At 73.4% G+C, this 18,495-nt stretch carries 19 protein-coding genes; 5 read left to right on the plus strand and 14 right to left on the minus strand.

The features are described 5' to 3' along the window. Positions 1–180: 180 nt before the first annotated feature. The 3 genes from ACFV7Q_RS10600 to ACFV7Q_RS10610 all read right to left on the minus strand — a co-directional run bounded on the left by ACFV7Q_RS10600 (position 181) and on the right by ACFV7Q_RS10610 (position 3,053). A complete protein-coding gene (locus tag ACFV7Q_RS10600; RefSeq protein ID WP_385426398.1) occupies positions 181–690 on the minus strand; it encodes an O-acetyl-ADP-ribose deacetylase in 510 nt (169 codons plus the stop codon). After that, on the minus strand, positions 690–2,111 hold the full coding sequence (locus ACFV7Q_RS10605; RefSeq protein ID WP_385426400.1) for a phytoene desaturase family protein: 1,422 nt from the start codon (positions 2,109–2,111) through the stop codon (positions 690–692). Before ACFV7Q_RS10605 ends, ACFV7Q_RS10600 begins: the two co-directional genes overlap by 1 nt. 117 nt (positions 2,112–2,228) lie before the next feature. Beyond that, positions 2,229–3,053 (minus strand): inositol monophosphatase family protein, encoded by an 825-nt coding sequence (locus ACFV7Q_RS10610; RefSeq protein ID WP_385426403.1) that lies wholly within the window; start codon positions 3,051–3,053, stop codon positions 2,229–2,231. Positions 3,054–3,144: 91 nt separating this feature from the next. Here ACFV7Q_RS10610 and ACFV7Q_RS10615 point away from each other — a divergent pair, with 91 nt between their 5' ends. Then, positions 3,145–3,633 carry a hypothetical protein gene (locus ACFV7Q_RS10615; RefSeq protein ID WP_385426406.1) on the plus strand — a complete coding sequence of 163 codons (489 nt, stop codon included), beginning with the start codon at positions 3,145–3,147 and terminating at the stop codon, positions 3,631–3,633. A 39-nt stretch (positions 3,634–3,672) separates the two neighbouring features. Here ACFV7Q_RS10615 and ACFV7Q_RS10620 read toward each other — a convergent pair whose 3' ends face one another. Next, positions 3,673–5,010 (minus strand): cytochrome P450, encoded by a 1,338-nt coding sequence (locus ACFV7Q_RS10620; protein ID WP_385426517.1) that lies wholly within the window; start codon positions 5,008–5,010, stop codon positions 3,673–3,675. 247 nt (positions 5,011–5,257) lie between these two features. Here ACFV7Q_RS10620 and ACFV7Q_RS10625 point away from each other — a divergent pair, with 247 nt between their 5' ends. From ACFV7Q_RS10625 to ACFV7Q_RS10635, 3 genes are all read left to right on the plus strand, one after another. Beyond that, a complete protein-coding gene (locus ACFV7Q_RS10625; protein WP_385426409.1) occupies positions 5,258–6,448 on the plus strand; it encodes a sensor histidine kinase in 1,191 nt (396 codons plus the stop codon). Next, positions 6,445–7,221 (plus strand): hypothetical protein, encoded by a 777-nt coding sequence (locus ACFV7Q_RS10630; RefSeq protein ID WP_385426412.1) that lies wholly within the window; start codon positions 6,445–6,447, stop codon positions 7,219–7,221. The genes ACFV7Q_RS10625 and ACFV7Q_RS10630 overlap by 4 nt, the downstream gene beginning before the upstream one ends. A gap of 167 nt (positions 7,222–7,388) precedes the next feature. Continuing rightward, positions 7,389–7,595, plus strand: coding sequence for a hypothetical protein (locus ACFV7Q_RS10635; RefSeq protein ID WP_385426415.1), 207 nt, complete (start codon positions 7,389–7,391; stop codon positions 7,593–7,595). 48 nt (positions 7,596–7,643) lie between these two features. Here ACFV7Q_RS10635 and ACFV7Q_RS10640 read toward each other — a convergent pair whose 3' ends face one another. The 9 genes from ACFV7Q_RS10640 to ACFV7Q_RS10680 form a co-directional block, all read right to left on the minus strand. Next, entirely contained in the window at positions 7,644–8,660 is a 1,017-nt protein-coding gene (locus ACFV7Q_RS10640) for a TIGR03842 family LLM class F420-dependent oxidoreductase (protein WP_385426417.1), read from the minus strand. 53 nt (positions 8,661–8,713) lie between these two features. Then, positions 8,714–10,120 carry a dihydropyrimidinase gene (gene hydA, locus ACFV7Q_RS10645; RefSeq protein WP_385426419.1) on the minus strand — a complete coding sequence of 469 codons (1,407 nt, stop codon included), beginning with the start codon at positions 10,118–10,120 and terminating at the stop codon, positions 8,714–8,716. Between the two features lie 16 nt (positions 10,121–10,136). After that, positions 10,137–11,432 carry an aspartate aminotransferase family protein gene (locus ACFV7Q_RS10650; RefSeq protein WP_385426422.1) on the minus strand — a complete coding sequence of 432 codons (1,296 nt, stop codon included), beginning with the start codon at positions 11,430–11,432 and terminating at the stop codon, positions 10,137–10,139. After that, complete coding sequence (locus tag ACFV7Q_RS10655; protein WP_385426425.1) at positions 11,429–12,271, minus strand: nitrilase-related carbon-nitrogen hydrolase; 843 nt, start codon at positions 12,269–12,271, stop codon at positions 11,429–11,431. The genes ACFV7Q_RS10650 and ACFV7Q_RS10655 overlap by 4 nt, the downstream gene beginning before the upstream one ends. Before the next feature lie 298 nt (positions 12,272–12,569). Further along, positions 12,570–14,276, minus strand: coding sequence for a hypothetical protein (locus ACFV7Q_RS10660; protein WP_385426428.1), 1,707 nt, complete (start codon positions 14,274–14,276; stop codon positions 12,570–12,572). A gap of 45 nt (positions 14,277–14,321) precedes the next feature. Next, complete coding sequence (locus ACFV7Q_RS10665; RefSeq protein ID WP_385426430.1) at positions 14,322–14,702, minus strand: PPOX class F420-dependent oxidoreductase; 381 nt, start codon at positions 14,700–14,702, stop codon at positions 14,322–14,324. A 99-nt stretch (positions 14,703–14,801) separates the two neighbouring features. Beyond that, positions 14,802–15,149, minus strand: a complete 348-nt coding sequence (locus ACFV7Q_RS10670; protein WP_385426433.1) for a hypothetical protein — start codon at positions 15,147–15,149, stop codon at positions 14,802–14,804. 85 nt (positions 15,150–15,234) lie between these two features. After that, complete coding sequence (locus ACFV7Q_RS10675) at positions 15,235–15,405, minus strand: hypothetical protein (RefSeq protein WP_385426435.1); 171 nt, start codon at positions 15,403–15,405, stop codon at positions 15,235–15,237. A 97-nt stretch (positions 15,406–15,502) separates the two neighbouring features. Continuing rightward, complete coding sequence (locus ACFV7Q_RS10680; protein WP_385426437.1) at positions 15,503–15,754, minus strand: helix-turn-helix domain-containing protein; 252 nt, start codon at positions 15,752–15,754, stop codon at positions 15,503–15,505. A 64-nt stretch (positions 15,755–15,818) separates the two neighbouring features. Between ACFV7Q_RS10680 and map the strand changes: the two genes are divergently transcribed. Continuing rightward, entirely contained in the window at positions 15,819–16,586 is a 768-nt protein-coding gene (gene map / locus ACFV7Q_RS10685; protein ID WP_385426440.1) for a type I methionyl aminopeptidase, read from the plus strand. A 12-nt stretch (positions 16,587–16,598) separates the two neighbouring features. Here the strand turns inward: map and ggt are convergent, their stop codons facing one another. After that, the gene (gene ggt, locus ACFV7Q_RS10690) at positions 16,599–18,404 is read right to left on the minus strand and encodes a gamma-glutamyltransferase (RefSeq protein WP_385426443.1); all 1,806 of its coding nucleotides are present in this window, start codon (positions 18,402–18,404) and stop codon (positions 16,599–16,601) included. Between the last annotated feature and the right edge of the window lie 91 nt (positions 18,405–18,495).

The following is an 18,495-nucleotide window of genomic DNA, read 5'->3' on the forward strand; positions in this document are numbered from 1 at the left end:
ACCTCCACGTACGCACCCGCGGGATCACCCCGCGCTCGACCCACCCAGGGTGACGACGGCCACACCGTACCGTCCACCCTGTGTGCCCGTACGCTGACTGCGCGTACGGGACGCCCCCTCCGGGGTTTCCCTGCGTCGGGGCGAACGTGCGGCGACGCACCGCCGAGCCGAACGCCGCGGTCAGCGGACCTGGTCGGCGAACGCCGCGTACGCCGCCTCGTCGAAGAGGACGAAGCGGACCTCTTCCACCGAGGTGTCGGCCGCACGGACCGTTTCCACCGCGATGCGGGCGCCGTCGTCCATCGGCCAGCCGTAGATGCCGGTGGAGATGGCCGGAAAGGCGACCGTTCGGGCGCCCAGCTCGTCCGCCCTGCGCAGCGACTCGCGGTAGCAGGAGGCCAGGAGGTCCGAGCGGTCCTCGGTGGCGGACCAGACCGGGCCGACCGTGTGGATCACCCACTGGGCGTGGAGGCGGCCCGCGGTCGTGGCCACGGCCCGGCCCGTCGGGAGGCCCTTGCCGTAGCGGGAGGCGCGCAGGGCGCGGCAGGCCTCCAGGATCTCCGGGCCGCCGCGCCGGTGGATGGCGCCGTCCACTCCCCCGCCGCCCAGCAGCGAGGAGTTGGCGGCGTTGACCAGCGCGTCCGCCCGCTCGGCGGTGATGTCGCCCTGGACGAGGGTGATGCGGACCATCAGGGGGCAGCCTTTCGCAGGTGCCGCCAGACCGCCTTGGCCGCGTTGTGGCCGGACATGCCGTGCACACCGGGACCGGGCGGGGTGGCGGAGGAGCAGAGGAAGACGGCGGGGTGGGAGGTCGTGTACGGGGACAGGGACAGTTTCGGGCGCAGCAGCAGCTGGAGCCCGGAGGCCGCGCCACAGGCGATGTCCCCGCCCACGTAGTTGGGGTTGCGGGCGGCGAGCTGCGGCGGGCCGGCCGTGGCCCGGGCGAGCACCAGGTCGCGGAAGCCCGGTGCGAAGCGCTCCAGTTGTCGTTCGACGGCGTCGGTGAGGTCCCCGTCCCAGCCCGCGGGGACGTGCCCGTACGCCCAGAAGACGTGCTTGCCCTCGGGCGCCCGGCCCGGGTCGGCGATGCTGGGCTGGGCGGTGATGAGGAACGGGGTGCGGGGGGCCCGGCCGCTGGTGGCGAGTTGCAGGGCGGCGTCGATGTCGCGGGTGCGCGGCCCGATCTGGACGGTGCCGGCCCGGCGCGGGGCCTCGGCGGTCCACGGAACCGGCCCGGAAAGGGCATAGTCGATCTTGAAGACGGAGGCCCCGTACCGGTAGCCGTCGTACGCGCGCCCCAGGCGGGCGATGCGGGCCAGCGCGGTCGGTGAGGTGTCGAAGACGTACGCGCGGGCCGGCGGGAGCTCGTCGAGCCGCTTGACCTCGAAGTCCGTGTGGATGCTGCCGCCGAGGTCGGCGAGGTAGCCGGCGAGGGCGTCGGACACCGACTGGGATCCGCCGCGGGCCATGGGCCAGCCGCCCGCGTGCGCGGCCAGGGCGAAGACGAGGCCGATGGCGCCGGTGGCGATGCCGTCCAGCGGTGCGATCACGTGGGCGACGAGCCCCGCGAACAGGGCCTTGGCCCGCTCGTCGCGGAACCGCCGCAACAGCCAGGTGGACGGCGGCAGTCCGGCCAGCCCGAAACGGGCCAGGGTGACCGGGTCGCGGGGCAGGGCGGTGGCGGGCAGGGACATGAAGTCCCGGGCCAGGGTGTCCCACTTGCCGAGGAACGGTGCGACCAGCCGCCGGTACGAACCCGCGTCGTGCGGCCCGAAGGAGGCTGCGGTCTCGGCGACGGAGCGGGAGAGGACCGCGGCCGTGCCGTCGTCGAACGGGTGGGCCATCGGCAGCGGGGCGTGCACCCATTCCAGCCCGTACCGCTTCAGCGGCATGTCGGCGAACGCCGGGGAGCCGGCGCCCAGCGGGTGGACCGCCGAGCAGGGGTCGTGCCGGAACCCGGGGAGTGTGAGCTCCTCCGTACGGGCCCCGCCCCCGACGGCCTCCGCGGCCTCGAACACGGCCACCGAGAAGCCGCGCCGGGCCAGTTCGACGGCGGCCGTCAGCCCGTTGGGCCCCGCCCCCACCACGACCGCATCGAGAATCGACGGCACTTTGCGACTCCTTCGTCCGGCGGCGCCACCGCCTCCAGGATATTCGGACCGCCTCCGCGGGCTCCTGGTACGGGCGCGGCGGCCCCCGGGTTCGTCAGAACGGGATCGGGACGGGGGTCAGGCACCGCGCAGCAGTTCGCGGATCCGTACGGCGGTGGCCTCGTCGCGGCCCACGGCGAACGGCAGCTCGTTGTCCCGGTCGATGCGGAAGGGCACCCCCGCGACGGTGCTCTGCGCTCCGCCGGCCTCGGCGACGAGCAGCAGCCCGGCCGCGTGGTCCCATGCCGAGGGCCAGGTGAAGGCCAGTCCGTCCACCTCGCCGCGGGCCACCTTCAGGTACTCCAGCCCGGCCGAGCCGCAGGCGCGGGCGGCGACACCCGGCACGTCCAGGCGGGACAGGATCCGCTTGTCCCCGTCGGTGGTGTACAGCGGGTGGGCGATGGCGACGCGCAGGTCGGCACCCGGCTCCGGGGAGCCGCAGGACAGGCGCTCCTCTCCCAGGTACGCGCCCTGCCCGCGCACGGCGGTCGCCATCTCGTCCAGGGCCGGGGCGAAGGTCCAGGAGGCGAGGACCTCCCCGCGGTGGGCGAGCGCGACCAGGGTGCAGAAGTGGGGGTCGCCGGAGACGAACTGCCGGGTGCCGTCGACGGGGTCCACGACCCAGACCGGGGCGTCGCCGCGCAGCGCCCCGTACACGGTCGGGTCGGCGTGCACCGCCTCCTCCCCGACGACCGCGGAGCCCGGCAGCAGCCGGGTGAGGGCGGCCGTCAGGTGTTCCTCGGCCTTGCGGTCGGCGACGGTCACCAGATCGTGCGGGCCGCTCTTCTCGACCACCTCGTGCTCGGCGAGCTGCCGGAACCTCGGCATGATCTCGGCGGCGGCCGCCTTGCGGACGGCTTCCTCGACGGCGGACAGGTCACGTGCCAGGAACTCTTCGATCATGCCCCCATCACACCACGCCCGGCCGGCGAACCCCACCGGAATCGGGGACCGACGGCCGTCCCCCCGGTGACCGTCGGGTGAACCTCCCCGGATGCGGCAGGATGGCGGGGTGATCGTGTTCCTCTGTGCGGCCTGTGGGACCGCCCTGACCGCACCGGTGCGGGAAGTGCCGCTCCCGCCGCTGGACGAGGCCCCGCTGCCGTTCGCCGTACCCGACGGGGAGGAGTGCCCGCCGCGCCTGGCCCCGGGAACCTTCGCCCACGACCCGGAGCCCTACCACCTGTCCTGGACGCATCCGCCGAAGGGAGTGCCGGCGCCGCCCGTGCGGCCCGGCTCCGGGCTGCGCAGCGCGGTGATCGGCCCGGACGACGTCCGCGGGGTCGAGCCGATCCCGCGGCGCCGCCAGGGCTGCTGCGGGCCGAGCGGCTCGCAGGGGCCGAACCTCGCCTGTGCGGGGTGCGGCGCCGAGGTGGCCGTGGAGACGGCCGACTGCTACACCCCGCAGCAGATCACCCTGGACCCGCGGCTGACGGAGCCGTCGGCCTCCGCGGAGCCTGCGGCCCCGCCCGTGCCGGGGTGACCTCCCCCGGGGGCCCGGCCGGCCGCGCGTCGGCGCACGTCAGCCGACGGGCTGCCAGACGGCCGCCAACGGACCCGTGATCCGCTCCAGCGGCAGGCCGCGGCCCCGCCGTACCGGGAGGGGGCGGTCGGGCAGCAGGATCACGCCGCTCTCGGTCCGGAAGCCGATGTGGGTGTCCCGGAGCTGCCAGCCGGACCGTTCGAAGAGCAGTCGGAGGGTGGTCCGCACCTGCAGGTCGGCGAAGCCGGCGCCCGGGCACCGCCGCCTTCCGATCCCGAAGGGCAGGAACGCGTACGGCAGGGGGCGCAGGTCCTTCCAGCGCTCCGGCCGGAAGCGGTGGGGATCGGCGAAGACCTCCGGGTTGCGGTGCTCCAGCAGCGGCGAGACGAACACCACCGCGCCCGCCGGTGCGAGGGCCGAGCCGCCGAGGCGGACGTCACGGCACGCCCTGCGCGGCAGCGAGAGGGCCACCGGGGGGAGCATCCGCAGCGTCTCCTTGACCACGGCGTCCAGGTCGTCCGGCACGAGGTCGGGCCGGCTCATGCAGGTCAGTGCCGACCAGACCATGGCGCTCGCCGTGGTCTCGTATCCCGCCGCGAACAGGCCGTGCAGCTCCGCCGCGATCTCCGGGGTGGTGAGTTTCCCGCCCTCCTCGTCGACCGCGTGGCACAGCACGGACAGGGCGTCCCGCTGCTGCGGCTCCTCCCGCCTGCGCTCGACGAGGGCGGCGAGGCGCCGGTAGGCGCTCTCGACCCGCCGGGCCCAGCGCCCGTAGGGCGTCCACGTCCGGAACGACCGGAACAGGATCACCGAGGGGTTGAACATGGAGTTCAGCAGGTCGGTGACGTCTGCGGCCAAGCGGAGGTTCGCGGGGGCGGGGGGCAGGCCGAGGAGGCAGACCAGCATGTTGACCCTGGCGATGCGCCGGCACTCCGCGACGAGGTCGAACGTGCCCGCATCGGCGTCGGCGAACCTCGACTCCCGGAAGGTGTCCTCGAAGACGCGCGCGTAGGTGTCGGTCAGGTCGCGGTGGAACGCCGGTGCGATCAGCTTCCGGCGGCGGCGGTGGTCCCGGCCGTTGGCGGTGAGGACGGTGTCGAACATACCGGACCAGCCCTGCCCCGCCGGCAGGGAGAAGATGCCGCCGTCCGCCCGCTCGAACGCCCCCTCGTCGGTGAAGAAGGCCTTCACGGCGTCCTGGCCGCGGGCGACCAGCAGCGCACCGTTGCGGCCGCTGACGGGGGTGAGGCCTTCGGTGGCCAGCGGCGCGACGCGGTCGAGGAGGTAGCGGGCGGGGTTGCGGAGGAAACGGACGTAGTTGAGGGGGCGGGTGCCGGACGGCCCGGCGTCGTCGGTACGGAGCGAGGTATCCAACATCTTTGCCACGTGCACTCCTCGGAGCTGGGTCGGTCCTGCTGCCGGGACACGCCGACCCGAACGTGCGGGATGCGGCGCCTCACGCGGCTGCGCCAGCGTGTCCGGGGAACGCGCTTCGACTGAAGGACAGTTGTCCTCTCCTCGCGCCGCGGGGTGTGCAACGATCGTCCCCGTCCCACCGGTTGCGCGGGCCGGGCCGGCCCCACCGGTCCCTTCCGCGGCGAGCAGTCACGTCCTGGGCGGTGCTGTGGCCACTGACGCGGAGGTCCGGCGCCTTGCGGACCGGGAACAACTGACCAGCACGACGATCAAGTACATGGTCGGGAACCTCGAATGGTCCGGACCGGTGTTCCAGGCGATGACGCTGTTCGTCAGCTCGGTGTTCGATCCGTACGGCGGCCGGGGGAACACGATCGTCCTGTGGCTGGCGTGCGCCCACCTCGCCTTCGTCCCGTTCTGGTTGCGCGGTTACGGCCCGCTGGCGCGCGGCGGCTGGTGGACGATCGGATATCCGGTTCAGGGCCTGCTGGTCAACGCGTTGCTCATGACCATGTCCGACCCGGGTACGTACGGGCAGTCGATCCTCTGTGTGCCGGGCTGCAACTACTCCGCTCCGATGTGGCTGTTCCTCGCCTACTATCCGTGGCCGTCGGGGCGGCTGGTGCGGTGGCGGCGCGCGGTCGAAGCGGCGGCGCTGGCCGGGTACTTCCTGTTCTTCCTGCTCCTGGTGTACCTGAACAACGGCAGGATCACCTGGGCGCACGCCGCCTCGGCCGGCGTCTCCGTGATGTGGCTCTCCGTCGGCTTCATCCTCGGCATGGCGATCAGCAAGATGTGCATGGCGGCCGCGGAGAAGCAGATCGAGGTCCAGCAGCAGAACTTCTCGGAGTTCTTCGACTTCCTGCACTCTCACGTGAAGTCGGGCATCGCGGCCATCAGGGCCGACGTCCAGGATCCGCCGCGCGTCCAGGAGAAGCTCGACGAACTGGAGCAGGCGGTCGGCAACTACCGGATCGAGCTGCTCCTGACGCGGGAGCAGGTGCCGTTGGCCGCACTGCTCAGCGAACGCATCCGCACGTTCTCCGGCGTGCTGCGCATCGGTTCCACGCCACGGGTGGGGCCGGCCTCCGTGGCCCGGCCGGTCGCCGTCCTGATCGGGCGGGCGCTGGGTGATCTGCTGTCCAACTCGGCCAAGTACGGTGCGACCGCCGTGGACATCGACGGCGACATCAACCGGGACCGGGTCGCGGTGGAAGTGACGGACGACGGCCCCGGACTTCCCGAGGGCGTGCTGGACGACGAATCGCGCAGCCTCAACCGGTTGCGCGGCGCCGCCCGTTCGCTCGGCGGCGACCTGACCGCACTTCCCGGCCCGGGTGGGAGCGGCACCACGATGAAACTGACCATTCCGCTTCAGAGCAAGAGGACGTCGACATGAAGCAGGGCATGCGGATCCTCCTCGTGGAGGACTCCGATCTACTGGCCGGTGCGGTGGGCAGGGAGCTCGAACGGGAGTACGGCCACGTGGTGACGCCCGTACGCGACCCCCTGGGGCTGGACGGCTTATTGGAGCGGGAGCGCTTCGACATGGCCGTCGTCGACCTCCTGTACGAACACCTCAACAAGGACTTCGACGCCCTCCGGTCGTCCGGGAAGCTCGGCATCCGGGGGAACGCCCTGCTGGTCAGCGGACTGACCGCGATCCGCACCCTCCAGAACCGCCCGTCGCCGGTCCCCACCGTCGTCTGGACCTCGGGGGAGGCCAACCGGCGGCTCCACCTGTTGTACTCGTACCAGGACCTCGGCGTGCGCGCCTACTGCTCCAAGAGCCCGGGAACGGGGCGCCTGGACGTCCTGGAGGCTGCTGCACGGCAGGCAGTGGCCGGCGCGCCGTACGTCGACCCGGTCCTCAACCCCTACCTGCCCTCCAGGAAGGCCCGGTCGGCCAGCCGGATCCTGCTGGAGGACGAGACCAAGCGGGCCATCTGGCGGGCCGTCGCCCTGGGCGCGCGCACCCGGCAGGAGATCGGGACGCTGGCCGGATACGCGCCGCGTACGGTGGGCAGGCTCATCCCCGAGATGTACCAGGACCTCACCGAGTTCGACATCGGCCTGCCGGAGAGCCGGACCCCCTTCGTCGACCTGGTCCGCTATGCGGCAGGGAACTGGCAGTTCTTCCTCGACGAGGCCGTCCGGGCCGCATACCCGTGACACCTCCCGGCGAGCGAGGGACATCTGTCCTGGCTGCGCCGGGCCGTGATCGACACGCTGTTACACGTGCACCCACCCTGCCGGCCGGCGGGCGCGGACTCCCCGCGGCTTCCGGGTCCGGCGTCCCCTCGCAGGTGCACACGGACGATCACGCCAAGGAGCTCACAGTGAATTCCGGTTTCCTCTCCCGTCTTCTGTCCCTCCCGGTCCGCGGCTACCGGGCTTCCCGTGCCCGGGCCCGCCGACTGGCGTCCTGGGCCGCCCGCCGCCGTCGCGTGGCGGCGCACCAGTTCCTCCGGGGTGCGTCGTACGGCGCCGGGACCACGGTGATCACCCTGGTCGTCTGGTGGTTCCGAGCCCGGTACGGCGGCTGACCGTCCGCCCCGGACGACGTCGGTCGTACCGGGGCCCCGTCGTGGAGGTCAGCCGTTCAGCGCCGGGATCACGTGCTGCCCGTACGCGTCGATGGTGGCCTCCTTCGCGTCGTGCATGTCGTAGACGGCGAACTGGTCGACGCCCAGGTCGCGCAGGGCCCGCAGTTTCTCGATGTGCGCCTCGGCCGGGCCCAGCAGGCAGAACCGGTCGACGATCTCGTCGGGGACGAAGTCCGTGGACGGGTTCCCGGCCCGCCCGTGGTGGCTGTAGTCGTAGCCCTGACGGGCCTTGATGTACTCGGTGAGCTCGTCGGGGACCATCGAGGAGTGCTCGCCGTACCGGCCGACCAGGTCGGCGACGTGGTTGCCGACCATCCCGCCGAACCAGCGGCACTGCTCGCGGGCGTGAGCCAGGGCCTCCGTCGAGTCGTCGGCCGTCACGTAGGCGGGGGCCGCCACGCAGATGGTGAGGGACGCCGGGTCGCGGCCCGCCTCGGTCGCGGCCTGCCGGACGGCCTTGACCATCCACTCGGTGAGGTAGAGGTCGGCGAGCTGGAGGATGAACCCGTCGGCCTTCTGACCGGTGAGAGCCAGCGCCTTCGGCCCGTACGCGGCCATCCAGACGGGAAGTTTCCCGTTCTTGATCCAGGGGATGCGGATCGGGTTGCCGTCGACCACCGCCTGGCGGCCCTCGGCGAGGTCCCGGATGACGTCGATGGCCTCGCCGAGCCGGGCCAGGGTGTTGGGCTTGCGCCCGGCGACCCGCATCGCCGAGTCGCCGCGTCCGATCCCGCACACCGTGCGGTTGCCGTACATGTCGTTGAGGGTGGCGAAAGTGGAGGCTGTCACCTCCCAGGTCCGGGTGCCCGGGTTGGTGACCATCGGGCCGACGTGCAGCTTCTGCGTGTTGGCGAGGATCTGGCTGTAGATGACGAACGGCTCCTGCCACAGCACGGCCGAGTCGAAGGTCCAGCCGTAGCGGAAGCCGTTGCGTTCGGCTCGGCGCATGAGGCTCACGACCTGGGAGGCGGGCGGGTCGGTCTGCAGGACGAGGCCGAAGTCCATGGGCGGCTCCTTGCGTGGTGCGGTGCGGGTACGGGTGCGGGTGCCGGTGCGGCTCACAGGTACTGGCTGGTGGAGCGGGGCACGAAGGCCCCGTGCCCGGCGCGCCCGGTGAACTGGCGTCGGTCGATGACGAGTTCGCCGCGGGACAGCACGGTGTCGACCCGGCCGGTGATCCGCTTGCCCTCGTACGCCGAGTAGTCCACGTTCATGTGGTGCGTCTGCGCGGAGATGACCTGCTCGGCGTGCGGGTCGTAGAGGACGATGTCGGCGTCCGAGCCGGGGGCGATGGTGCCCTTCTGCGGGTAGATGCCGAACATCCGGGCCGGGGTCGCGCAGGCGATCTCGATCCAGCGGCGGCGGGTGAGGTGCCCGTCCAGGACCGCCTGGTGGAGGAGGTCCATCCGGTTCTCCACGCCCGGGAGGCCGTTCGGGATCTTCGAGAAGTCGCCCCGGCCCAGCTCCTTCTGCCCCTCGAAGCAGAACGGGCAGTGGTCGGTGGAGACCACCTGGAGGTCGTCGGTGCGCAGGCCCCGCCACAACGCGGCCTGGTGCTCGCGGGGCCGCAGCGGTGTCGAACAGACGTACTTGGCGCCCTCGAAGTCCGGCTCCGCGAGGTTGTCGGTGGACAGGAAGAGGTACTGCGGGCAGGTCTCCCCGAACACCGGCAGGCCCTTGTCACGGGCGGCCGCCAGCTCGGCCACGGCCTCCTCCGCCGAGACGTGGACGACGTACAGCGGGGAGCCCGCCACGCGGGCCAGCTGGATCGCCCGGTGCGTGGCCTCGGCCTCCAGCAGCGCCTTGCGCACCTCGCCGTGGTAGCGGGGGTCGGTCTCCCCGCGGGCGAGGGCCTGTTCGACGAGCACGTCGATCGCGATGCCGTTCTCGGCGTGCATCATGATCAGCCCGCCGTTGCCGGAGGCCCGCTGCATGGCGCGCAGGATCCGTCCGTCGTCGCTGTAGAAGACCCCCGGGTAGGCCATGAAGAGCTTGAAGGAGGTGATGCCCTCCCCGACGAGGAGGTCCATCTCCTTCAGGGTGCCCTCGTTGACGTCCGAGAGGATCATGTGGAAGCCGTAGTCGACGGCGCACGTGCCGTCGGCCTTCTCGTACCAGGCGTCGAGTCCCTCGCGCAGGGAGCGGCCCACGCTCTGCACGGCGAAGTCGACGATGGTGGTGGTGCCGCCCCAGGCGGCGGCCCGGGTCCCCGTCTCGAAGGTGTCCGAGGCGAAGGTGCCGCCGAAGGGCAGCTCCATGTGGGTGTGGGCGTCGACGCCGCCGGGGATGACGTACTTCCCGGTCGCGTCGAGGACACGGCCGGCGCCGGCCGTCCAGCTCTCGGCGGTGTCGGAGCCGTGCGCCGCGAGGGCGGTCACCCGGCCGTCCTCGACCAGCACGTCGGCGTGCATTTCGTCGGCGGCCGTGATGACGAGGCCGCCGCGGATCAGGGTGCGGATGGACATGTGCGGCGCCTCCCGGCTACACGATGCTGCGCAGGGCCCGTTCGAGGATGTCGGCGCCCTCTTCCGCCTCGGCGACGGTGAGGGACAGCGGCGGCGCGATGCGCAGCACGCTGGTGTTGTACCCGCCGCCCTTGCCGAGCAGCAGGCCGCCTTCGCGGGCGGCCTCCAGGACGGCGGCGGCCGCGTCCGGGTCGGCCCGGTCGGTGCCGGGTCGGGTCAGCTCCACCCCCGCCATCAGGCCCCGGCCGCGTACCTCCCGTACGGCGGGCACGGTGGCGGCGATGGCGCGCAGCCGTTCGAGGAGCAGGCCGCCGACCCGGCGGGCGTTGCCCTGGAGGTCGTGCTCCAGCAGGTAGCCGAGGTTGGCGAGACCGGCGGCCATCGTGACCGGGGAGCCGCCGAAGGTGGAGATGGAGTTGGTGTCGAGGCAGTTCATGACCTCGGCGCGGGCGACGACGCCGCCGATGGACATGCCGTTGCCGATGCCCTTGGCGAAGGTGAGCATGTCCGGCGGGCCGCTCCGGGCGTGCGCCTGCCAGCCCCAGAAGTGGTCACCGGTTCGGCCCCAGCCGGTCTGCACCTCGTCGCTGATCCAGAGGATGCCGTGCCGGTCCAGCACCTCGCGGAAGGCGGCGTACAGGCCGTCGGGCGGGGAGGTGAAGCCGCCGACGCCCTGGATCGGCTCGGCGATCAGGGCGGCCACGGAGCCCCGGGCCTGGCCGAGCACGTCCTCCAGGTCGGCGACGGCAGCGGCGGTGAACGCCTCGTCGGACAGTTCCGCGAAGGGGCCGCGGCTGCGGACCGCGCCGTGGACGTAGTACGTCTGGAGCGGCGAGAGGCTCGTCGGGGACCAGCCGCTGTTGCCCGTCACGGAGACGGTGGAGAAGGACCGGCCGTGGTAGCTGTTGCGCATCGCCAGGATCTGGTTGGAGCGGCGGTACGCGGTCGCCAGCAGCAGGGCGGTGTCGTTGGCCTCGGTGCCGGAGGTGGTGAAGAAGACCCGTGGCTCGGGGATGCCGGAGACGGCGGCGATCCGCTCGGCCAGCTCGACCATCGGACGGTTGAGGTAGAGGGTGGAGGAGTGGATGAGCCGCCCGGCCTGCTCGGTGACGGCCTTGGTGACCTCGGGCAGGGCGTGGGCGGTCATCGTGGTGAGGATGCCGCCGAAGAAGTCGAGGTAGCGGTTGCCGTCGGCGTCCCAGACGTGGCGGCCCTCGCCGTGGGTGAGCTCCAGGGGGCGGTCGTAGTAGAGCGCGAGCCAGTCGGGCAGGACGGAGCGGTGGCGGCTGAGCAGGGGGATCGGGTTGGTCACGGCTGTACGAGCCCTCCGTAGGCGTCGGGTCGGCGGTCGCGGTAGAACGCCCACTGGGTGCGGACCTCTTCGATGAGGCCGAAGTCGAGGTCGCGGACGAGGAGTTCCTCTTCCTTGTCGCCGGCCGTCTCGCCGACGAACTGGCCGCGCGGGTCGACGAAGTAGCTGGTCCCGTAGAAGTCGTTGTCGCCGTACTCCTCCCGGCCGACCCGGTTGATGGCGGCGACGAAGTACTCGTTGGCGACGGCCGCGGCGGGCTGCTCCAGCTGCCACAGGTGGGCGGACAGGCCGCGGTGGGTGGCGGACGGGTTGTAGACGAGCTGGGCGCCGGCCAAGCCCAGGGCCCGCCAGCCCTCGGGGAAGTGGCGGTCGTAGCAGATGTAGACGCCGACCTTGCCGACGGCGGTGTCGAAGACGGGCCAGCCGAGGTTGCCGGGGCGGAAGTAGTACTTCTCCCAGAAGCCCTTGACCTGCGGGATGTGGTGCTTGCGGTACTTGCCGAGGTAGCTGCCGTCGGCGTCGATGACGGCAGCGGTGTTGTAGTAGAAGCCGGAGTCCTCGATCTCGAAGACCGGCACGACGACGACCATGCCGGTCTCGCGGGCGAGGTCCTGCATCCGGCGGACGGTCGGGCCGTCGGGGACCGGCTCGGCCCAGCGGTAGTGCTCGGGCTCCTGGACCTGGCAGAAGTAGGGGGCGTTGAACACCTCCTGGAAACCGATGATCCGCGCGCCCTGGGCGGCCGCTCTGCGGGCGTGCTCCTCGTGTTTGGCGATCATCGACTCGGTGTCTCCGGTCCAGGTGGCCTGGACGAGTGCGGCGCGGACGACTTGGGCCATGAGCTGCTCCTCGCGACGGGAACGCCGACTTCTACGCACGTAGACGCAGTGCGTAGGGACTAGAACGTAGGCCCCGTCACACCGCTGGGCAAGACCGCCTTGCACGGATGGCGCAGTCGGTCGGATCGGGTCGCGCACCGGTCGTTTTCGATCGGTTCCGGTGCATAGTGGCGGGGCGGTGGTCGTATCCGGTCGTGGAGGAGCCGCAGATGTCCAGGAAGCCGAGGGAGTCAGGGGAGTTCAGGGGAGTTCAGGGGAGTTCAGGGGAGTTCAGGGGAGTTCAGGAGATTTCAGGGGGTCAGGAAGTTCGGGACGTGAGGAGCTTCGCGACGCGGAGGGCGTGCACGAGGTCACGGTGACAGCCGTCGGAGACGGCCTCGGCGGCCCGGAGCAGGCGCGGAACGAACCACTGCGGGTCCCGCCGGGCGAGGCGCGCCGACTCCTCGGCGGTGCGGGCCCGGACGAAGGCGCCGAGGACGGCGTCGGCCTCGCCGGGGCGGCCCGCCCCGGCCAGGGCCACCGCCGCCTCGGCGATCTCGGCGGCGGGCCGGGACACGCCCTGGCGCAGCAGCGCCTCGCAGTCGGCGTGCCGGCCGGCCGCTCCGAGGGCCGCGGCGGCTGCGGCGAGCCGCTCGGGCGGGAGCGAGGCCGCCTCCCACAGCAGGGTGGCCCAGTCGGCGCCCAGCCCCGCGCGGGCCAACTCGGCGGCGAGGTCCGGCAGCAGCGCGGGCGGCCAGGAGGCCGCCTCGCACAGCAGCACGTGGGCCTCACCACTACGCCCCTGGGCCCGCAGCGTGATCAGCTCGGCCACGGTGTCCTGGACCCGCCCCTCCCGGGGCAGCCCTGCCCCGACACCGTGCACCCCGGGCCCCGACTCGGGCCGCCCGCCCGACGGACCGTCCCCGGCCCCGGCGTCATGCGGCTGCGGTTCCGGGGACCCGAAGCGGGCACCGCGCGGCGGGGCGGCGGTGGGGCCGGCCGGGTGCCCGGGCGGCGGGACGAAGGGGGTCGGCTCGGGGGCCGCCGAGCCGGCGTACCGCGCCCCTCCGCCCCTGCGGGCGGCGCCGCCCCGCAGCCGCCGCCCCTCGGCCCGACGCGCCCTGTCCGGCACCGCAGCACCCGGAGCCGGCCCCGGCCCCTCGCGCGACTCCCGCCCCGCATACCCCCGCTGCGCCTCGGCCGCCGGGGCGCCCGAGGGCTGCTCGGCAACCCCGCGGGGGTCCCCGGGGTGGCCCGCGCTCCCACCGGCTCCGCCGGACACCCGGCCGCCGTACCCGTCCGTCGCCTCCCCACCGGAGGCCCGCCCCGAGCCGGCGCTCGACCCCCCGTACGGATCCCGCTCCCCCGAGGCCCCCCAGGATGCGCCCGGCCGCTCGTGCGGCTGCCGGTCCGCGGACCCGCCCCGTGGGGCGTCGGCCGCATCGGCCGCCCTGCCCGGGGGTTCGACGGGCGGTGCGGCCGGCGTGTCGGCGCGTTGACGCGGGACGGCGGGGAGCGGGTCGGGACCGGTCAGGGCCGCCAGGCGGGTCGTGAGGTCCTCGTGCCGGGACGCGGCCCGGGCCGCGTCGTCCCGGAGCCAGGCCAGCTCCCCCGCGACCGCATGGGCCTCCGCCCGGTCGGCCGTGGCGGCGAGCCGCGCCGTCAGGACCCGCGCCGCCGCCTCCGCGGCCTCCCGCTGCTCGGCGGCGGCCGAGATCAGGGCCCGTAACTCCGCGGCGCCGCCCGGCAGTCGGTCCCACGCGGCGGCGGCCTCCGCCCGGAGCCGGGCCGCGTACTGGGTCTCCCGCGCCGCGAACTCGGCCCCCCTCGCCCGCGCGAGATCGTCGAGCAGCGACTCCACCACGTCCCACGGCGGCATCACGGCCCCGTCCAGACAGGCCCGCAGACCCTCGGGGTCCCGGCGCAGGAACTCCCCGTACCACCCCGTCCCCGGGTCCAGTCTCTGCGTCAACCCGCTCAAATAGCCCGAGAGTTGCGTGATCACCAGCGTAACCGCGGTCTCCATGCCCGCATTGGAACCCACGGTTGTTACAGGCGGACTACGGGAGTCTCAAACCTTGACGGCGATCCCCGTGTGCGGGCGCCGCCCGAACCGCACGAGCGCGCCCGGCACGTCCACCGACCAGAACTGCCACGTGTACTTCCGCGACATCAGCCGCCGCACCCGCTTCAGCCCGGCCTCGTCCAGCAGCCGCGCCCGGCCCTCCAGCACGGGCGCGTCGGGCGCGACCCGCCCTCGTACGTCGCACGGGGAGAGGGTGACCCGCCCGTTGTTCCGGATCCGCTTGACCTTCCACGAGTCGGACCTGGTCCAGACGTACAGCTCGCCGCCGTCGGCCACGGCCCACACGGGCGTCGCGACGGGCGTGCCGTCCTTCCGGAAGGTGGTGAGGCTGACGTACTTCGCCCGCCCGAGCTCTTCGAGGGTCATCCCCCGAGGCTACGCCACGGCCCGGCGCCCGGCCCCGGGCCCCTGGCGAGCCGGGCGGCAGCAGCCTGCCGACCGGCTGTGGCCGCCCGGGCCCAGGGGTCAGTGGGGCAGTTCCAGCCAGACCGAGAAGGAGTGGACCGCGGAGCGGTCGCCGGGGCGCATCGAGGCGAGGGGGTGGCCGAGGCAGCCGCGGGTGCCGAAGAGCCTGACCGTGGCGGGGCTGTCGTTGTGCAGGTGCACGGCCGGGGCGTCGCCGAGGGCCGGCAGGTCGATGCACACCCCGCTCTCCGGGGCCCTCAGGACGTCCACGGCCGGAAGCCCGTCGTCATCGGTGTACGCGTAGAGCAGCTGGCCGGGCACGGGGTGCGCATCGGCCGGGCCGACGGCGGACAGGAGCAGGAAGGAGGAGGCGGCGGCGATGCCGGCCGCGGTGGTGCGGTTGTGCATGCCGTGCAGCGTAGGAGGGCCTTCACCTGCCGAAACGCTTCATCCCGGCCTGGGGGGCGACCATTCACCCGAATGCCCCGGCCCGTCACCTTGCCATGGCGCTCCCGTCGGGGGTGGGGGACGGTGCGGTCGGGTGGCGGCGCGCGTCGGCCGGCCGGCCGTCGGGGGCGGTACAGGCGGCGATCAGCAGCCCGCCCGCGAGGAGGGCGCCGAGGAGTCCGAGTCCGAGTCGTTCGGCTGCGTTGCTGGCTGACACCCCTTCACATTGCCCCGCGCCCGGTCGCCGCCCTCGCCGATTGCGCCGTTCGCCCCGCGCGGCCGCCCGAACGACAGCCCGCGGGCACCGGAACGGGTCAGGCGGCTACGAGCGCGCAGCGGCGGACGACGTCGTCCAGCGAGAGGCCCAGGGCCTCGGCGAGGGCTGCGACGGTGAAGAAGGCCGGGGTGGGCGCCCGGCCCGTCTCGATCTTGCGGAGGGTCTCGGCGGAGAGTCCGGCGGTCGCCGCGACCTCCACCATGCTGCGGCCTCCGCGGGCCTCGCGCAGCAGCGCGCCGAGGCGCTCGCCCCGCTCGCGCTCTTCGGGGGTCAGGGGGGTACGGACCATGCGCCCATCGTACCGGCCGCCCCAACGATCATACCGGTATTGTTTTACCGGTATAGTTATTGGCATGGTGGAACTCAAGACAGAACGGTCGATCGATGAGATGCGCGCCGCGGGCCGGGTCGTCGCCCGCGCCCTGGCCGCGGTACGGGGCGCCGCGCGCGTCGGGGTGTCCCTGCGGGAACTGGACCGGGTGGCCCGCGGCGTCCTCGCCGGGGCGGGGGCGACCTCGCCCTTCCTCGGCTACCGGCCGCAGTTCGCGCCGGTCCCCTTCCCCGCGGTGATCTGCGCCTCCGTCAACGACGCGATCGTCCACGGAATCCCGGACGACCGCCGGCTGCGCGACGGCGACCTGGTCAGCATCGACTGCGGGGCCCGGCTCGGCGGCTGGGTCGGGGACGCGGCGGTCAGCTTCACCGTCGGTCGCCCCCGCCCCGCCGACCTGCGGCTGATCGGGACGGCCGAGGCGGCCCTGGCGGCCGGTATCGCCGCCGCCGTGCCCGGCAACCGGATCGGCGACATCGCGCACGCCGTCGGCACGGTCTGCCGCGCCGCCGGGTACGGCGTACCGGAAGGATTCGGGGGCCACGGCGTGGGCCGCAGCATGCACGAGGACCCGGGCGTGCCCAACGAGGGCCGGCCGGGGCGCGGCATGAAGCTGCGCCCCGGCATGGTCCTGGCGATCGAGCCGATGCTGACGGCGGGCGGCGGGGACGACTACCGGTGCGACGCGGACGGGTGGACCCTGCGGACCGTCGACGGCAGCCGCGCCGCCCACGCGGAGCACACGGTCGCGATCACCGCCGACGGCCCGAGGATCCTCACCGCGCCGTGAACCGTGACCGTGCTACGGCTTGCCGTGCGGGTGGACGGCCATCGCCGAGCCCCCGCCCCGTCGGGTCTTCTCGGCCGCCGCGAGCCAGCGCCCGTCCGGGAGCCGTTGGACGCCGGTGGCGGCGCCGATCTCCTGGTTCAGCCGGAACGCCTGGCCCAGTTGCTCCAGTTCACCGCGCAGCGGGCTGTTCCACAGGGCGGGTTCCAGCTCGGTGGTGGCCTGGTTGCGCTGGCTGGCGCGGGGCGCGGCAATGGCCTCGACGAGCGGCAGGCCCCTGTCCAGGTGTTCGGTCAGGACCTGCAGGATGGTGGTGATGATGGTGGCGCCTCCGGGCGAGCCCACCGCGAGGACCGGCCGGCCGTGCTCCAGCACGATGGTCGGCGACATGGACGAGCGGGGCCGCTTGCCCGGGCCGGGCAGGTTCGGGTCCGGGACGCCGGGTGCGGCCGGGGCGAAGGAGAAGTCGGTCAGCTCGTTGTTGAGGAGGAAGCCGCGGCCGGGAACGGTGATCGCGCTGCCGCCGGTGGACTCGATGGTCAGGGTGTACGAGACGACGTTGCCCCAGCGGTCGGCGACCGTCAGGTGCGTGGTGTTCTCGCCCTCGTACGTGGTCGGCGCGGCCGGGCCGGCAGGGGCGCAGGGCTTCGGGTGGTACGGGTCGCCGGGGGCCACCGGGCTGGTCAGGGCCCGGTCCGGGTTGATCAGACAGCCGCGCGAGTCGGCGAACCGCTGTGACAGCAGCTGGCGCGTGGGCACCTGCTCGAAGGCGGGGTCGCCGACCCACCGGCCCCGGTCGGCGAAGGAGATCCGGGAGGCCTCGATGAAGTGGTGCAGGTACTGCGCCTCGGAGAGGGCGCCCAGGTCGGTGCGCTCCAGCATGTTCAGTGCCTCGCCGACGGTGGTGCCGCCGGAGGAGGACGGCGCCATGCTGTAGACGTCGAGGCCGCGGTACTGGACCCGGGTCGGCTCCTGCCGCTTGGTCCCGTACGCCCGCAGGTCCTGGGTGGTCATGTCGCCGGGACGGACGGTGCGCGTGGCGGCCGGGTCGACGGGGGGCTTGCGGACGGTGTTGGCGATCTCGTCGGCGAGCGGCCACCGGTACAGCGCTCCGGCGCCGTTGCGTCCGAGCTCGGCGTACGTGGCCGCCAGGTCCGGGTTCTTGAAGGTGGAGCCGACCACCGGCAGGGCCCCGCCCGGCAGGAACAGCTTCCTGCTGGCCGGGAAGTCCTTGAAACGGGCCTCGTTGGCCTCGGTCTGGGCGCGGAAGGTGGGGTCCACGGTGAACCCGTCGCGGGCCAGCTTCTCGGCGGGTTTCAGCAGCTTGGACAGGGGGCGGGTGCCCCAGGCGTCCAGGGCGCTCTGCCAGGTGGCGGGCGTGCCCGGGACGCCGACCGAGAGGCCGCTGGTCTGGGCCTCGGCGAACGGGATGGGCACCCCCTTCTCCTGGAAGAGCCCGGCGGTGGCCGACGCGGGCGCGGTCTCGCGGCCGTCGATGGTCTGCACCCGGCGGGTCTTCGCGTCGTAGTGGACGAAGTAGCCGCCCCCGCCGATGCCCGCGGAGTACGGCTCGGTGACGCCGAGCGCGGCGGCCGTGGCGACGGCGGCGTCCGTCGCGTTCCCGCCCGACCGCAGCACCGCGATGCCGACGGCGGTGGCATCGGGGTCGACGCTGGAGACGACCCCGCCGTAGCCCACGGCGACCGGTACCTTGCCGGGAGGGCCGCCGGCCTCCGGGGGAGGGGCCGCGGCGCCGGTGGACACGAGCGCCCCGGTGAGGGCGGCGGCGAGCGCTAAGTGGCGTGGAGCGGGACGACGCATGCGTACCTCCGGTCGACGGCCTGTCAGGCCCCCTGCGACAGGGCTGCGGTCGGCACTGTAACTTCACCGCACCCCCCGCGTCAGGAGGACC

The sequence above is a fragment of the Streptomyces sp. NPDC059851 genome (genome assembly GCF_042732005.1).
Lineage (GTDB): Bacteria > Actinomycetota > Actinomycetes > Streptomycetales > Streptomycetaceae > Streptomyces.

Bases quoted from the DNA above. Each gene is read 5' to 3' on its own strand.
- ACFV7Q_RS10600 (WP_385426398.1), bottom strand. From the start codon at position 690: ATGGTCCGCATCACCCTCGTCCAGGGCGACATCACCGCCGAGCGGGCG.
- ACFV7Q_RS10610 (WP_385426403.1), bottom strand. From the start codon at position 3,053: ATGATCGAAGAGTTCCTGGCACGTGACCTGTCCGCCGTCGAGGAAGCC.
- ACFV7Q_RS10615 (WP_385426406.1), top strand. From the start codon at position 3,145: ATGCGGCAGGATGGCGGGGTGATCGTGTTCCTCTGTGCGGCCTGTGGG.
- ACFV7Q_RS10620 (WP_385426517.1), bottom strand. From the start codon at position 5,010: ATGTTGGATACCTCGCTCCGTACCGACGACGCCGGGCCGTCCGGCACC.
- ACFV7Q_RS10630 (WP_385426412.1), top strand. From the start codon at position 6,445: ATGAAGCAGGGCATGCGGATCCTCCTCGTGGAGGACTCCGATCTACTG.
- ACFV7Q_RS10640 (WP_385426417.1), bottom strand. From the start codon at position 8,660: ATGGACTTCGGCCTCGTCCTGCAGACCGACCCGCCCGCCTCCCAGGTC.
- hydA (WP_385426419.1), bottom strand. From the start codon at position 10,120: ATGTCCATCCGCACCCTGATCCGCGGCGGCCTCGTCATCACGGCCGCC.
- ACFV7Q_RS10655 (WP_385426425.1), bottom strand. From the start codon at position 12,271: ATGGCCCAAGTCGTCCGCGCCGCACTCGTCCAGGCCACCTGGACCGGA.
- ACFV7Q_RS10660 (WP_385426428.1), bottom strand. From the start codon at position 14,276: ATGGAGACCGCGGTTACGCTGGTGATCACGCAACTCTCGGGCTATTTG.
- ACFV7Q_RS10665 (WP_385426430.1), bottom strand. From the start codon at position 14,702: ATGACCCTCGAAGAGCTCGGGCGGGCGAAGTACGTCAGCCTCACCACC.
- ACFV7Q_RS10670 (WP_385426433.1), bottom strand. From the start codon at position 15,149: ATGCACAACCGCACCACCGCGGCCGGCATCGCCGCCGCCTCCTCCTTC.
- ACFV7Q_RS10680 (WP_385426437.1), bottom strand. From the start codon at position 15,754: ATGGTCCGTACCCCCCTGACCCCCGAAGAGCGCGAGCGGGGCGAGCGC.
- map (WP_385426440.1), top strand. From the start codon at position 15,819: ATGGTGGAACTCAAGACAGAACGGTCGATCGATGAGATGCGCGCCGCG.
- ggt (WP_385426443.1), bottom strand. From the start codon at position 18,404: ATGCGTCGTCCCGCTCCACGCCACTTAGCGCTCGCCGCCGCCCTCACC.